The sequence below is a fragment of the Pseudomonas sp. T1.Ur genome (assembly GCF_023516725.1).
Taxonomy (GTDB): Bacteria; Pseudomonadota; Gammaproteobacteria; order Pseudomonadales; family Pseudomonadaceae; genus Aquipseudomonas; species Aquipseudomonas alvandae.
The window spans coordinates 130,381-143,612 of sequence record NZ_JAMGSN010000001.1 but is presented as its reverse complement, the minus strand read 5'-3'; the positions used below and the strand labels follow the sequence as shown (position 1 = coordinate 143,612).

15 protein-coding genes are annotated in these 13,232 nt (G+C 63.5%); 5 read left to right on the top strand and 10 right to left on the bottom strand.

What is annotated here, in order from left to right:
- Positions 1-3: 3 nt before the first annotated feature.
- From rlmH to M8Q45_RS00660, 4 genes are all read right to left on the bottom strand, one after another.
- Positions 4-471: a 23S rRNA (pseudouridine(1915)-N(3))-methyltransferase RlmH gene (gene rlmH, locus M8Q45_RS00675; RefSeq protein ID WP_003185785.1), complete on the bottom strand. Its 468-nt coding sequence runs from the start codon at positions 469-471 to the stop codon at positions 4-6.
- A gap of 9 nt (positions 472-480) precedes the next feature.
- On the bottom strand, positions 481-975 hold the full coding sequence (gene rsfS, locus M8Q45_RS00670; RefSeq protein ID WP_249873215.1) for a ribosome silencing factor: 495 nt from the start codon (positions 973-975) through the stop codon (positions 481-483).
- A gap of 71 nt (positions 976-1,046) precedes the next feature.
- Positions 1,047-1,718, bottom strand: coding sequence for a nicotinate-nucleotide adenylyltransferase (gene nadD / locus M8Q45_RS00665; RefSeq protein WP_249877246.1), 672 nt, complete (start codon positions 1,716-1,718; stop codon positions 1,047-1,049).
- A gap of 28 nt (positions 1,719-1,746) precedes the next feature.
- The gene (locus M8Q45_RS00660) at positions 1,747-3,018 is read right to left on the bottom strand and encodes a glutamate-5-semialdehyde dehydrogenase (protein WP_249873214.1); all 1,272 of its coding nucleotides are present in this window, start codon (positions 3,016-3,018) and stop codon (positions 1,747-1,749) included.
- Between the two features lie 198 nt (positions 3,019-3,216).
- Here M8Q45_RS00660 and M8Q45_RS00655 point away from each other — a divergent pair, with 198 nt between their 5' ends.
- The gene (locus tag M8Q45_RS00655; protein WP_249873213.1) at positions 3,217-3,897 is read left to right on the top strand and encodes a DNA-3-methyladenine glycosylase; all 681 of its coding nucleotides are present in this window, start codon (positions 3,217-3,219) and stop codon (positions 3,895-3,897) included.
- 137 nt (positions 3,898-4,034) lie between these two features.
- Complete coding sequence (locus M8Q45_RS00650) at positions 4,035-5,351, top strand: bifunctional DedA family/phosphatase PAP2 family protein (protein WP_249873212.1); 1,317 nt, start codon at positions 4,035-4,037, stop codon at positions 5,349-5,351.
- 140 nt (positions 5,352-5,491) lie between these two features.
- Here the strand turns inward: M8Q45_RS00650 and M8Q45_RS00645 are convergent, their stop codons facing one another.
- From M8Q45_RS00645 to M8Q45_RS00635, 3 genes are read right to left on the bottom strand one after another with little or no spacing between them, the layout of a single operon-like run.
- A complete protein-coding gene (locus M8Q45_RS00645) occupies positions 5,492-6,082 on the bottom strand; it encodes an LON peptidase substrate-binding domain-containing protein (RefSeq protein ID WP_198796713.1) in 591 nt (196 codons plus the stop codon).
- A gap of 10 nt (positions 6,083-6,092) precedes the next feature.
- A complete protein-coding gene (locus M8Q45_RS00640) occupies positions 6,093-6,809 on the bottom strand; it encodes an LrgB family protein (RefSeq protein ID WP_249873211.1) in 717 nt (238 codons plus the stop codon).
- Entirely contained in the window at positions 6,806-7,171 is a 366-nt protein-coding gene (locus M8Q45_RS00635; protein WP_198796712.1) for a CidA/LrgA family protein, read from the bottom strand. Before M8Q45_RS00635 ends, M8Q45_RS00640 begins: the two co-directional genes overlap by 4 nt.
- A gap of 316 nt (positions 7,172-7,487) precedes the next feature.
- Here M8Q45_RS00635 and M8Q45_RS00630 point away from each other — a divergent pair, with 316 nt between their 5' ends.
- The 3 genes from M8Q45_RS00630 (at position 7,488) to M8Q45_RS00620 (ending at position 10,424) form a co-directional block, all read left to right on the top strand.
- A complete protein-coding gene (locus M8Q45_RS00630) occupies positions 7,488-7,943 on the top strand; it encodes a MaoC family dehydratase (RefSeq protein ID WP_030140387.1) in 456 nt (151 codons plus the stop codon).
- A gap of 93 nt (positions 7,944-8,036) precedes the next feature.
- Positions 8,037-9,755, top strand: coding sequence for a C13 family peptidase (locus M8Q45_RS00625; RefSeq protein ID WP_249873210.1), 1,719 nt, complete (start codon positions 8,037-8,039; stop codon positions 9,753-9,755).
- Between the two features lie 27 nt (positions 9,756-9,782).
- On the top strand, positions 9,783-10,424 hold the full coding sequence (locus tag M8Q45_RS00620; protein WP_198796710.1) for an oxidoreductase: 642 nt from the start codon (positions 9,783-9,785) through the stop codon (positions 10,422-10,424).
- A 269-nt stretch (positions 10,425-10,693) separates the two neighbouring features.
- Here M8Q45_RS00620 and M8Q45_RS00615 read toward each other — a convergent pair whose 3' ends face one another.
- From M8Q45_RS00615 to mpl, 3 genes are read right to left on the bottom strand one after another with little or no spacing between them, the layout of a single operon-like run.
- The gene (locus M8Q45_RS00615) at positions 10,694-10,978 is read right to left on the bottom strand and encodes a YceK/YidQ family lipoprotein (RefSeq protein ID WP_212801504.1); all 285 of its coding nucleotides are present in this window, start codon (positions 10,976-10,978) and stop codon (positions 10,694-10,696) included.
- Positions 10,971-11,603 (bottom strand): flavin prenyltransferase UbiX, encoded by a 633-nt coding sequence (gene ubiX, locus M8Q45_RS00610; RefSeq protein WP_249873209.1) that lies wholly within the window; start codon positions 11,601-11,603, stop codon positions 10,971-10,973. Before ubiX ends, M8Q45_RS00615 begins: the two co-directional genes overlap by 8 nt.
- Positions 11,600-12,949 (bottom strand): UDP-N-acetylmuramate:L-alanyl-gamma-D-glutamyl-meso-diaminopimelate ligase, encoded by a 1,350-nt coding sequence (gene mpl, locus M8Q45_RS00605; RefSeq protein ID WP_249873208.1) that lies wholly within the window; start codon positions 12,947-12,949, stop codon positions 11,600-11,602. The genes ubiX and mpl overlap by 4 nt, the downstream gene beginning before the upstream one ends.
- Between the last annotated feature and the right edge of the window lie 283 nt (positions 12,950-13,232).

Genomic DNA, 13,232 nt, shown 5'->3' with positions numbered 1-13,232 from the left:
GGATTACTTGTGGTAAGGGTGCCCGGACAAGACTGTCCAGGCACGATACAACTGTTCACCGATCAGGATCCGCACCAACGGGTGCGGCAACGTCAACGGCGATAACGACCAGCGCTGGTCGGCCCGGGCACAGACTTCCGGCGCCAGCCCTTCCGGGCCACCGACCATGAAATTGACCGTGCGCGAGTCCAGCCGCCAGCGATCGAGTTCGACCGCCAGTTGCTCGGTACTCCAGGGCTTGCCGTGGACTTCCAGGGTGACGATGCGCTCGTTCGGCCCGACCTTGGCCAGCATGGCTTCGCCTTCCTGGCGGATGAAGCGCGCCACGTCGGCATTCTTGCCACGGGTATTGAGCGGAATTTCCACCAGTTCCAGGGCCAGCTCGGACGGAAGACGCTTGGCATATTCATGCCAGCCTTCTTCCACCCACTTGGGCATGCGAGAACCGACGGCGATCAGGCGCAGTCGCACAGCGATCCCTTATTGCTGGTCTTTGTTGAGCTTGGTGAAGTGCTCATGGGTGTTTTCCGGGCTGTGGTGCGCGGCGCTGGCCGAACGGCTCTGCTCGGCACCGGCCCACAGGCGCTCCAGGTCATAGAACTGGCGCGCCGAGGCGGTCATCATGTGCACGATGACGTCGTCCATGTCCAACAGGACCCAGTCGCTGTCGCCCTTGCCTTCTTCGCCCAGCGGCTTGACGCCCTTGGCCTTGACGGCTTCGCGGACCTTGTCCAGCATCGCGCCGATCTGGCGGTTGGAAGTACCGGTGGCGATGATCATGAAGTCAGTGATGCTCTGCTTCTCGCGAACGTCGATCACCTGGATGTCCTGGGCCTTGACGTCTTCCAGGGCCGCCACGGCCACCTTGACCAGCTCTTCGCCGGCCAGCGCCACGCCGGTGTGTGCTTCTACCGGCAGCGGGGCGCTCTTGAAGGTGCCCTTGCGCTTTACTTTGTTCAGGTCTTTGTCAGTCATAAAAAACTCGTTTTGCTCATGTGTTCGGGCGCTCGGTACACGTTGATCCGTGTCGGCGGAGCGCGCCTTGTTCAGTTCGACGCACGGTACAGACCGTGCGCATCGATGTAGGCCAGGACCGCGTCGGGCACCAGGAAACGTACCGACTTACCGCTGGCCAGCAGTTGACGGATCTGGGTGGCGGATACCGCGAGCGGCGTCTGCCAGACGAATGCAATCTGTCCGCTCGGCCCCTTCAGGGCCAGCGGGTCGCTCACCGAGCGCGCCGCCAGCAGGTTGCGCAAGGCATCCGGCGGCTCGCTGTCGGCATCCGGGCGTTGCAGCACCAGGATGTGGCAATGCTGGAGCAACTCTTCCCAGCGATGCCAAGTGGGCAGGCCGCAAAATGCGTCCCAGCCCAGAAGCAGAAAAACCTGGGCTTCGGCGGCCAGTTCGGCGCGCATCAGCTCCAGGGTATCAATGGTGTAGGACGGTTTGTCCCGCTGCAATTCGCGGGCATCCACCACCAACGGCGCCACACCGGCCACCGCGCACTCGACCATCGCCAGGCGATCCCGGGCCGACACCTGCGGCGTGTCCCGATGAGGCGGCCGGGCGCTGGGCGTCAGGCGCAGCTCATCGAGGGCCAGGGCGTCGGCGACTTCCAGCGCACCGCGCAAATGGCCGATGTGCACCGGGTCGAACGTGCCGCCCAGGATACCGATGCGCTTTGGCGCGGTCGCCGTCACAGCGGGCGTAGTCATCGAGGCCAGTGGGTCGAGGTCGCCCAAGTCAGACCGGCTCCTGGCCGCGCAACTGGCCGTCACCGACCACGATGTACTTCTCGCAGGTCAGGCCTTCGAGGCCCACCGGGCCGCGGGCGTGCAGCTTATCAGTAGAAATGCCGATCTCGGCGCCCAATCCGTATTCAAAGCCATCGGCAAAGCAGGTCGGGGCGTTGATCATCACCGACGCCGAGTCCACCTCGGTCACGAAACGCCGGGTTTCGCCCTGGTGTTCGCTGACGATGGCATCGGTGTGCTGGGAGCCATGGCGGTTGATGTGCTCGATGGCCTCGTCCAGCCCGTCCACCACGCGGATCGACAGGATCGGCGCCAGGTATTCGGTGTTCCAGTCTTCCTCGGTCGCCACCGCCGCCTCGATGATCGCCCGGGTGCGCTCGCAACCACGCAGTTCGACGCCTTTTTCGCGGAACTGGGCCGCCATCGGTGGCAGGAATTGCTCGGCAATCGCCTGATCCACCAGCAAGGTTTCCATCGCACCGCAGATGCCGTAGCGGTAGGTCTTGGCGTTAAAAGCGATGCGCTGGGCCTTCGGCAATTCGGCATGGGCGCTGACGTAGACGTGGCAGATGCCGTCCAGGTGCTTGATCACCGGCACGCGAGCGTCGCGACTGACGCGCTCGATCAGCCCCTTGCCGCCACGCGGCACGATGACGTCGACGAACTCGGGCATGGTGATCAGCGCGCCGACCGCGGCGCGATCGGTGGTTTCCACCACTTGCACGACGGCGGCCGGCAGGTTGGCTTCGGCCAGGCCGCGCTGGATGCAGGCGGCAATGGCGCGGTTGGAGTGGATCGCCTCGGAACCGCCCCGCAGGATGGTCGCGTTACCGGACTTCAGGCACAGGCTCGCGGCGTCGATGGTCACGTTCGGCCGCGACTCGTAGATGATCCCGACCACGCCCAGGGGCACGCGCATCTTGCCAACCTGGATACCCGACGGCCGATAGCTCATGTCGCGGATCGCCCCGACCGGGTCCGGCAGTGCCGCGACCTGACGCAGACCGACGATCATGCTGTCGATGCGTGCCGGGGTCAGCGCCAGGCGTTCGAGCATGGCCGGCTCAAGCCCATTGGCCCGGCCAGCGGCCAGGTCCAGTTCGTTGGCGGCGGACAACTCGGCGCGAGCGGCATCCAGCGCATTGGCGGCGGCCTGCAGGGCGCGATTCTTCTGCGCGGTGCTGGCACGGCCGATGATGCGCGACGCTTCGCGGGCGGCGCGACCCAGGCGGGTCATGTAGTCAAGAACGGACTCAGTCATGGTCTGTGTGGTCTTGGCAAAGAGGAAAGCGGCAGATTATAGCTGTCGTAACCCTCGACTAACAGCGCGGTCTCACAGCAGTGACCGGCGGAGATTGAAAACAGGCATAAACCGCCGAGATTCCGTTCACTGTTCAGCGGTAATTAAGCTATCCGTTGTTATCATCGCGCTATCTTTGGCCTGACCTCGTCCACTGCCATGACCGATTCGCCACCAACGCCAAACGCCTTGCCCCACGCTTTTTTTGACCGCGACGCCCAGGTACTCGCCCAGGACCTGCTGGGCAAGGTCATCCGCCACAAGGTCGGCGGCCTGTGGCTCAGCGCGCGGATCATCGAAACCGAAGCGTATTACTTCGCCGAAAAAGGCAGCCACGCCTCGCTGGGCTACACGGAAAAGCGCAAGGCTTTGTTTCTGGATGGCGGGCACATCTATATGTATTACGCCCGGGGCGGCGATTCCCTGAACTTCAGCGCCCAGGGCCCGGGCAATGCCGTGCTGATCAAGTCGGCCTACCCCTGGGTCGATACCATCAGCGGCCCGGCGAGCCTGGCCCAGATGCTCCTGAACAACCCCGACGCCCAGGGCCGGCCGCGCACGCCACAAAAACTCTGTGCCGGCCAGACCTTGCTGTGCAAGGCCCTGGGCCTGAAAGTGCCGGACTGGGACGCCAAGCGCTTCGACCCTGAACGGTTGTTGGTCGAAGACGTCGGCGTACCGACGGTTAATGTGATCCAGACCACGCGCCTGGGCATCCCGCTGGGACGGGACGAACACCTGCCCTACCGCTTCGTCGATGCCGCCTACGCGCCGTGGTGCACGCGCAACCCGCTGCGGCGCGGGCAGGTCGAAGGTCGGGATTATTTTTTACTGTCCTGAACACTACGCCGTCCATGGTGGGAGCGAGCTTGCTCGCGATGGCGTCGGGTCAGCAGAGTTGGTTTGACTGACAAATCGCTATCGCGAGCAAGCTCGCTCCCACAGTGGGACATCAATAAACTAATGGAGTTGTTCTTATGGGCCCATGGCTCGATAGCATCACCGGCTGGCTGACCGTCAACCCGCAATGGCTGGCGGTGGCGGTGTTTGTCGTCGCGTGCGTTGAATGCCTGGCCATCGCCGGGTTGATCGTGCCCGGCACCGTGCTGTTGTTCGCGATCGCGGTGCTGGCCGGCAGTGGCGCGTTGTCCTTGGGTGAAACCTTGCTGCTGGGGCTTCTCGGCGGATTGCTGGGGGATCTGGTGTCGTACTTCCTCGGCCGGCATTTCCACCAGAACATCCGGCGCCTGCCGGGGCTGCGGCATCATCCGGAATGGATGAGCGCGGCGGAGAACTACTTCCAACGCTACGGCATCGCCAGCCTGCTGGTGGGACGCTTTATCGGCCCGTTGCGACCGATGCTGCCGATGGTTGCGGGGATGTGCGACATGCCGTTCCCGCGCTTCGCCGTCGTCAGCCTGGTGGCCGCGTCAGGCTGGACCGTCGCCTATCTGCTGCCAGGTTGGGCCACCGGCGCGGCGTTCCGCCTGCCACTGCCCGAAGGCTTCTGGCCGCAGGCCGGCGTCGTCATCGGTAGCATCGCGTTGATGCTCGGCCTGAGCGTCAACAGTAGTTTGCGTCGTCATCGCCACGCCTCGGCAATCATCGCGGGGGTTGGCCTGGCGATCCTGATCAGCCTGTTCATCGGTTTCCGCTACCTGGCCGCCTTCGACCAAGGCTTGATGGCGCTGGTGCAGGAACATCGCAGCGCGACGCTGGATGAAATCGCCGTGACCTTCACGCTGATCGGTGAATTTCGCAACATGCTGATCTTCAGCGCCCTGCTGACCGGGCTGCTGTTATTGGCGCGCCAGTGGCGGCAGGCGATCTTTGCCGGGGCGACCATGTTGCTCACCGCCCTGGCGAACACCGGCACCAAGCACTTTTTCGCCCGGGTACGCCCGGAAATCCTCACCGATCCCTTGACCAGCTACAGCATGCCCAGCGGCCACGCCTCCGGTGCCTTCGCGCTGTTCCTGAGCCTGGCGATACTGGCCGGTCGCGGCCAACCACCGCGCCTGCGCCTGACCTGGTTGTTGCTCGGCTCGTTGCCGGCGTTGGCCATTGCCCTGTCGCGGGTCTACCTCGGCGCACACTGGCCAAGCGACGTCGTTGCCGGCGCCATGCTCGCCGCCAGCGTCTGCGCCGCCGTGCTGTGGTTGAGCCAACGCCAGGAACCGCTGCGCGCCATGCCGCCGAAAATCTGGTGGCTGATTTTGCCGGCGCTGGTGGCGGTGTTCAGCTTCTTCGCCTTGCGGCACCTGCCGCATGCGATGTTGCGGTATGCCTATTGATGCCAAGACACAGCGTTTCCCTGTGGGAGCGAGCTTGCTCGCGAAAGCGGTGGATCAGTTAACCCATGTGCTGGATGACACTCCGCTTTCGCGAGCAGGCTCGCTCCCACAGGGGATCAGCGCTGTTCGATGGCTAGGCGTCAGGCAAACAGTTCGCCTTGCAACTCATCGAGCAACGCCTGGATCGCATCCAGCCGCTGTTGCGGATCGTCGAGTTGCAGCAGGTCGAGCTTGTCCAGTTCGTTGAACGGCAGCAGATACGCCAACTGATTGGCGAGGGACTGTTGGCCGGTCGCCTCGGTGCCCATGTTCAGCGCCTCGACCATCGGGTGTTCGGCCAAGGCCTTGAGCAGCGCCACCAGGTCGGCGTCCTCATCCTGCAGCGGTTGTTCCGGCTCGTCTTCCAGCCATTCGACCTCAGCCACGGTGAGCTGATCGGCCTGGACGCTGCTGCTGTGCACGAGAAAACGCCGCCCGCCCTGCACCCGAATGCCCAGCAGGCCGTTCTCTTGCTGGGAAAAATCGGTGATCAGCGCTTCACAGCCGACCCGCGCATAGCCGTCAGGCGCGATGCCGACCTCCTCGCCATCGAGGATGCACACCACCCCGAAGCCTTCGCCCTTTTTCATGCAGCGTCCGATCATGTCGAGGTAACGCGCCTCGAAAATCTGCAGATCGAGAATGCACCCGGGGAACAACACGGTGTTCAACGGAAACAGCGGCAAGCTCATAACTCGTTCCTTAAACCGTCATCGACACCACCAGCGGCAATAGCACCGCCGTGGCCACGCCCATCAGACTCATCGCCAGCGCCGCGAAGGCACCGGTCTCCTCGCTTTCCTGCAACGCCACCGACGTGCCCACCGCATGGGCCGTCAGGCCCAGGGCCATGCCGCGGGCCTCGGGACTGTGGACACCCAACCGGGTCAGAATGCTCGGGCCGAGGATCGCCCCGAGCACACCGGTGATCAACACGAACACCGCCGCCATCGCCGCCACGCCACCGATCTGCTCGGCCACCAGCATCGCGATGGGCGAAGTCACGGACTTGGGCGCCATCGTCATGAGGATCATGTGCTCGGCGCCAAACGCCCAGCCCAGCACCACCGCGGACCCGGTGGCAAACACCCCACCTATCACCAGCGTAGTAAAAATCGGCCAGAACAATTGACGGATTCGCCGCAGGTTCAAGTACAACGGCACCGCCAGCGCCACGGTCGCCGGCCCCAGCAGGATGCTGAGGATTTCCGTGCTCTTGCGGTATTCGGCATAGCTGATGCCGCATCCGACCAGCACGGCGATCAGCACCAGCATCGACATCAATACCGGTTGCAGAAATACCCAGCGGGTCTTTTCGAACGCCGCCAGCACCACTTGATAGGCACCCAGGGTGATGCCGATGCCAAACAGCGGATGGTGGATGACTGAGGTCCAGGCGCCCTGCCAATCGAACATCATGGCGCGTCCTCCGGCTCGACGATATGGCGCCGGGCCAGGCGCTGCATCAGCACGCCCGTCAGCATCACGGAAAGGACCAGCGACAGCACCAGCGCGCCGACAATCGCCCAGAAGTCGGCGGCGATCGCCCGGGCGTAGACCATGACGCCCACCGCCGGCGGCACCAGCAGCAACGGCAGGTAGCGCAACAGGCTGCTGGCGGCCAGGTTCAACGGTTCGCTGACTTCGCCGCGAGCGATCAGGTAGCCCAGCATCAGCAGCAGGCCCACGATCGGCCCCGGCAGGATCGGCAGGAACAAATGATTGATGGCGGTGCCCAGCAATTGGAACAGCACCAGCCAGGTCAGGCCCCTTAGCAACATCCGCTCTCTCCCCTCAAAAACACCAAACCCCGCCCCGGTAGGAGCTGCGTAGGAGCTGTCGAGTGCAACGAGGCTGCGATCTTTCTCCGGCCGATTGAATCGCAAGCGGAAGATCAAGAGATCGCAGCCTCGTTGCACTCGGCAGCTCCTACAGGAGTCACCCGTGACGCATTTAAACATGCCCGCGCTATGGTTCGGCATTCGTAAAAAGCATGGTCGATGACCTTCCCGGTGCGCCATGTTGATCTACAGTGGTTCTCGGGGGCGCAGATCCCCGTTCCATAAAAGCAGGACAGATGAACCAAGGAGAGTCTCAATGCCCTACGTTCCCGTTACAGCGCTCAAGGATTATGTCGGCAAGGAACTCGGATGTTCCGATTGGCTGACCATCGATCAGGACCGCATCAACCTGTTCGCCGAAGCCACTGGCGACTTCCAATTCATCCACGTCGATCCGGTGAAGGCCGCGCAGACGCCGTTCGGCAGCACCATCGCCCACGGTTTCCTGTCGCTGTCGCTGATGCCCAAATTGATGGAAGACATCCTGATCCTGCCCGAAGGCGTGAAGATGGTCGTCAACTACGGGCTGGACAGCGTGCGCTTCATCCAACCGGTAAAAGTCGACTCGAAGGTCCGGCTCAAGGTCGAACTGGTGGACGTCACCGAGAAAAAACCCGGACAGTGGCTGCTCAAGGCGACCGCTACCCTGGAAATCGAAGGGTCGGAAAAACCGGCCTACATCGCCGAGCCACTGTCGCTCTGCTTCGTGTAGACCCTTGCGGTCGCGAAACCGCTCATGCAGTTTCGCATCGCTTCAACGCGCATAGCTGCGGCATACTCGTCGCCTGATTACTTGGATCCCGTTATGCGCGCACTTGTCCCCCTGACCCTGGCCCTCCTGCTCACCGCTTGCGGCGACGGCGAATCGCCGTTGCCTCCCGATGCCCGCCTGCCCGACGGTGGGCGCTATCGCGGCGATCTGGTGGACGGCCTGCTGCAAGGCCAGGGGCGCATCGATTACCCCAACGGCAGTTGGTACGCCGGACAGTTCGACAAGGGCCAGTGGCACGGTGCCGGCGAATGGCACGGCAGCAATGGCGAGGTTTATCGCGGCCAATTCGAGCATGGGCTGTTCCACGGCCAAGGCAGCCTGACCACGCCAACCAGCAGCTACACCGGCGGCTTCAAGCAGGGCCGGCGGGACGGCGAAGGGACGCTCAAGGAAAACGGCATGACCTACCGGGGCGAGTTCAAGGCCGACCGTTATTCCGGTCTCGGCCGCCTCGAACTCGACGACGGCAGCCAGTACCAGGGCCCGTTCGTCAACGGCAAGCCGAATGGCGAAGGCCAGCGCTTCGACGCCAGCGGCAACCAGTTCACCGGGCATTTCGTCGACGGCCAACTCCAAGGCAAGGGCACCTTCAACAGCGCCGATGGCGATGTCTACATCGGCGGCTTCAAGAACAACCAACTCAATGGCCGAGGCCGCTACGAAAACGCCGATGGCGATGTCTGGATCGGCCAGTTCAAGGATGGCGCACTGACCGGCAAGGGTGAATTGATCGGCGCCGACGGCAGCCATTACCTCGGCCATTTCAACGATTGGCGCTTCACCGGCGAGGGTCGCCTGAACCTGCCCGATGGCAGCTTCTACACCGGCCAGTTCGAAAGCGACAGCTACCACGGCCGCGGCACCCTGGTGCTGACGGACGGCACCGTGCAAAGCGGTACCTGGGCGAAGGGCCAGCGGATACGCGACGCCGATGGCAGGCTGCTGCCGGATGTGCTCGAACTCGGCATCCTGGCCCAAGGCCGCCTGCTGGACGACGCCCTCGCCAACATCCCCGCCTCGACACCAGCGGTGGAACTGTACAGCCTGACCCTGGGCGGCGACGGCAAGCAGAGCGTGTTCCTGCGCGAATCCGACTACGTCGCCAACATGCTCGCCAGCCGTTTCGGCGCCTTCGGCCAGGTCCGCCTGGTGAACCACCGCGACCACCTCGGCGACCGCCCCATGGCCACCCGCGAAAGCCTGCGCCGCGCCGTCGCCACCCTGGCCGAGCGCAGCGGCCCGGAAGACCTGGTGTTCATCTACCTGACCAGCCACGGCACCAGCGAGCACGAACTGGTCCTCGACCAACCGCGCATGGAACTGGCCGACCTGCCCGCAGACGAGCTGGCCGCTGTGCTGGCGCCGCTGAAGAACCGCGACAAGATCGTGGTGATTTCCGCCTGCTATTCCGGCGGTTTCATTCCGGCGCTCAAGGATGAACGGACCCTGGTGATGACCGCTTCGCGGGCCGACCGGGTGTCCTTCGGCTGCTCCGAGGAAGCCAACTTCACCTACTTTGGCGACGCCCTGTTCGCCCAGGCGCTGAACCAGACCGATGATTTGGAACAAGCTTTCAAGCGTGCCAAGGGCATCGTCGCGGAACGGGAGCAGGCGGACAATTTCGAAGCCTCCGAGCCGCAGATCTGGGCGCCTCGCACCGTGCTGTCCCACTGGCAACTGCTACGCAAACAGCAGGCGCGAAAAGCATTGCAAAGTGCTGCACTGAACGACGAGGCCAAAAAGAGCAACTAAGCTGAACCGTATCAAGGGGGAAACACTATGTACTTGACGCCTCAGCATGTTTTGCTCGCCGGCGCGACCGGGTTGACCGGGGAACACCTGTTGGACCGGCTGCTCAACGAGCCGACCATCACCCGGGTCCTCGCGCCGTCCCGCCGGCCACTGGCCGAGCATCCGCACCTGGAAAATCCGGTTGGGGAACCGGCCGAGTTGCTGCAACGGCTGGAAGGCCCGGTGGACATCGCCTTCTGCTGCCTCGGCACCACCATCAAGAAAGCCGGCTCCGAACAGGCATTCCGCGCAGTGGACCTGGACCTGGTGGTGGCCTTCGCCAAACGCGCCAGGGAGCTGGGCGCACGGCATCTGATCGTGATCAGCGCCCTGGGGGCCGATGCCAAGTCCTCGATTTTCTACAACCGGGTCAAAGGTGAAATGGAGGCGGCCCTCAAGGCCCAGGACTGGCCGCAACTGACCCTCTGCCGGCCTTCCCTGCTGCTGGGCGACCGAGTAGAGCCGCGTTTGGCCGAGCAACTGGCCGGGCCCTTGTCCAAGCTGATTCCAGGCAAATATCACGGCATCGAAGCCTGCCAACTGGCCCGGGCGATGTGGCGGCTTGCGCTGGAAGAGCAGGACGGGGTGCGGGTGGTGGAGTCGGATGAGTTGCGCAAGCTCGGCAAATGATTCTGCAGCGCCTGGACGGTGCCCTGTAGGAGCTGCCGAAGGCTGCGATCTTTTGATCTTTTGATCTTTTGATCTTTTGATCTTTTGATCTTTTGATCTTTTGATCTTTTGATCTTTTGATCTTTCGCTGGTGACTCAAGTGGCTGGGGAAAGATCGCAGCCTCGTTGCACTCGGCAGCTCCTACACAGCTCCTACACAGCTCCTACAGAGCTCCTACAGAGCTCCTACACAGTTCCTGCAGGGCTCCTGCTGGCAACCCAGCCCTCGGCTACAACCCGCCTGTCGCCTGGAACCCCACACCAATCGCCGTGAACAACGACAACGGCAACAACAAGGTATCCAGCAGCGCACTCCCCGGCAGATCGAGCCCCGGATAGCTCGGCGCCTCGGCCCCAAAACGGTCCTTGGCGCAGCAGCCACCGTTCAGTGCATACAAATCAAGGCGCGTCCCCGCATACACCACCGGCGCCCCCGGCTTCGCGGCGTCGAGGGTGCGGGCGGTGGCGCAGCCGGTCAGTTGCAGCGCCAACAGCACGACCAGCAACTTATTCATCGCTGCTCAAATGGTGCTCGCCCCAACGCGGCAACATGTCCTGGGGAATGTTCAGCAGGTTGAGAATCCGCGCGACCACGAAATCGATCAGGTCATCGATGGTCTGCGGCTGGTGATAGAAACCCGGCGACGCCGGCAGGATGGTCACGCCCATGTTCGACAGCTTGAGCATGTGCTCCAGGTGAATGCTCGAATACGGCGCTTCCCGCGGCACCAGGATCAACTGGCGGCGCTCCTTGAGCGTGACGTCCGCCGCCCGTTCGATCAGGTTGTTGCAGGCCCCGGTGGCAATGGCCGACAGCGTCCCGGTGGAACACGGCACCACCACCATCGCCGCTGGCGCACCAGAGCCCGAGGCCACCGGCGACATCCAGTCTTCCTTGCCGTACACACGGATCTGCCCCGCCGCCGCACCGGTGTATTCGGTGAGAAAAGCCTGCATCAACTGGGTCTTGGCCGGTAGGGTCACGTCAGTCTCGGTGGCCATCACCAGTTGCGCGGCCTTGGAGATGAGGAAATGCACCTCGCGGTCCTCGCGCACCAGGCAATCGAGCAGGCGCAAGCCATACTGGGCGCCGGACGCGCCGGTCATCGCCAGCGTGATGCGTTCCGGGCCGTTGCTCATTTCAGCGCCTCGGCCAGTTTGCCGTGCAGGCCGCCGAAGCCGCCGTTGCTCATGATCACCACGTGGGTGCCAGGCTGGGCCTGGCTCTTCACGCGTTCGATGATGCCTTCCAGGGAGTCGCTGACAATCGACGGCACCGTGCACAGTGCAGCGGTGGCAGCCAGGTCCCAGCCCAGGTTGGCCGGTGCGTACCAGATCACCTGGTCGGCATCGACCACGCTTTCCGGCAGGCCGTCACGGTGGGCGCCGAGCTTCATGGAATTGGAGCGCGGCTCGATGATCGCGATCAGCGGCGCATCGCCGATGCGCTTGCGCAAGCCGTCGAGGGTGGTGGCGATGGCGGTCGGGTGGTGGGCGAAGTCGTCGTAAATGGTGATGCCGCGCACTTCGGCGACTTTCTCCATCCGCCGCTTCACGCTTTTGAACGCACTCAACGCGGCGATGCCCATGGACGGCACCACGCCGACATGCCGGGCCGCCGCCAGGGTCGCCAGGGCGTTGGCCACGTTGTGCTGGCCGGTCATGTCCCACTCGACGATGCCTTGGGACTGGCCTTCAAACATCACTTCGAACTCAGAACCGTCATCCTTGAGCAACTTCACTTGCCACTGCCCGCCCGCGCCGGTGGTTTGCACCGGGGTCCAGCAGCCCATCTCGATGACACGCTGCAACGCCAGCTCGGTGGTCGGGTGGATCACCAGGCCTTCGCTGGGAATGGTGCGCACCAAATGATGGAATTGCCGCTCGATGGCTGGCAGATCGGGGAAAATGTCGGCGTGATCGAACTCAAGGTTGTTGAGGATCGCCGTGCGTGGACGGTAGTGGACGAACTTCGAGCGTTTATCGAAAAACGCGCTGTCATATTCGTCGGCTTCGATCACGAAGAACGGCGTGCCGCCCAGGCGCGCCGACACCGAGAAATTCTGCGGCACGCCACCGATCAGGAAGCCCGGGCTCATGCCGGCGTGCTCCAGGACCCAGGCGAGCATGCTGCTGGTGGTCGTCTTGCCATGGGTGCCGGCCACGGCCAGGACCCAACGGCCCTGCAACACGTGATCGGCCAGCCACTGCGGCCCGGACACGTACGGCAGGCCTTTGTTGAGCACGTATTCCACCGCCGGGTTGCCACGGGACATGGCGTTGCCGATGACCACCAGGTCCGGCGCCGGGTCCAGTTGCGCCGGGTCATAGCCTTGGGTCAGCTCGATGCCCTGGGCCTCCAGCTGAGTGCTCATCGGCGGGTAGACGTTGGCGTCGGAACCGGTTACATGGTGGCCCAGCTCCTTGGCCAGGACCGCCATCGAACCCATGAAAGTGCCGCAAATACCGAGAATATGGATGTGCATAGTCGACCTCGTAAACATGGCCGCAGGTTAGCCTAGGGAGGGGAAAATCGCACCTTGTGTTTAGACTTCACACCGCCTGGACACCGCAAATCCCCTGTGGGAGCGAGCTTGCTCCGGGCGGCGATCCGACGATAGCGGTGGGTCAACTTGCATCAATGGTGAATGTGCCAACGCCATCGCGAGCAAGCTCGCTCCCACAGTTGACCGCGCAACCCCGGCTTGCTACTGGCTGCTGTTGTGGCGAGGGAGCTTGCTCCCGCTCGGCTGCGCAGCAGTCGCCTTC

Coding starts and splice junctions, on each gene's coding strand:
- rsfS (WP_249873215.1), bottom strand. CDS start 975: ATGACTGACAAAGACCTGAACAAAGTAAAGCGCAAGGGCACCTTCAAG.
- nadD (WP_249877246.1), bottom strand. CDS start 1,718: ATGACTACGCCCGCTGTGACGGCGACCGCGCCAAAGCGCATCGGTATC.
- M8Q45_RS00660 (WP_249873214.1), bottom strand. CDS start 3,018: ATGACTGAGTCCGTTCTTGACTACATGACCCGCCTGGGTCGCGCCGCC.
- M8Q45_RS00655 (WP_249873213.1), top strand. CDS start 3,217: ATGACCGATTCGCCACCAACGCCAAACGCCTTGCCCCACGCTTTTTTT.
- M8Q45_RS00650 (WP_249873212.1), top strand. CDS start 4,035: ATGGGCCCATGGCTCGATAGCATCACCGGCTGGCTGACCGTCAACCCG.
- M8Q45_RS00645 (WP_198796713.1), bottom strand. CDS start 6,082: ATGAGCTTGCCGCTGTTTCCGTTGAACACCGTGTTGTTCCCCGGGTGC.
- M8Q45_RS00640 (WP_249873211.1), bottom strand. CDS start 6,809: ATGATGTTCGATTGGCAGGGCGCCTGGACCTCAGTCATCCACCATCCG.
- M8Q45_RS00635 (WP_198796712.1), bottom strand. CDS start 7,171: ATGTTGCTAAGGGGCCTGACCTGGCTGGTGCTGTTCCAATTGCTGGGC.
- M8Q45_RS00630 (WP_030140387.1), top strand. CDS start 7,488: ATGCCCTACGTTCCCGTTACAGCGCTCAAGGATTATGTCGGCAAGGAA.
- M8Q45_RS00625 (WP_249873210.1), top strand. CDS start 8,037: ATGCGCGCACTTGTCCCCCTGACCCTGGCCCTCCTGCTCACCGCTTGC.
- M8Q45_RS00620 (WP_198796710.1), top strand. CDS start 9,783: ATGTACTTGACGCCTCAGCATGTTTTGCTCGCCGGCGCGACCGGGTTG.
- M8Q45_RS00615 (WP_212801504.1), bottom strand. CDS start 10,978: ATGAATAAGTTGCTGGTCGTGCTGTTGGCGCTGCAACTGACCGGCTGC.
- ubiX (WP_249873209.1), bottom strand. CDS start 11,603: ATGAGCAACGGCCCGGAACGCATCACGCTGGCGATGACCGGCGCGTCC.
- mpl (WP_249873208.1), bottom strand. CDS start 12,949: ATGCACATCCATATTCTCGGTATTTGCGGCACTTTCATGGGTTCGATG.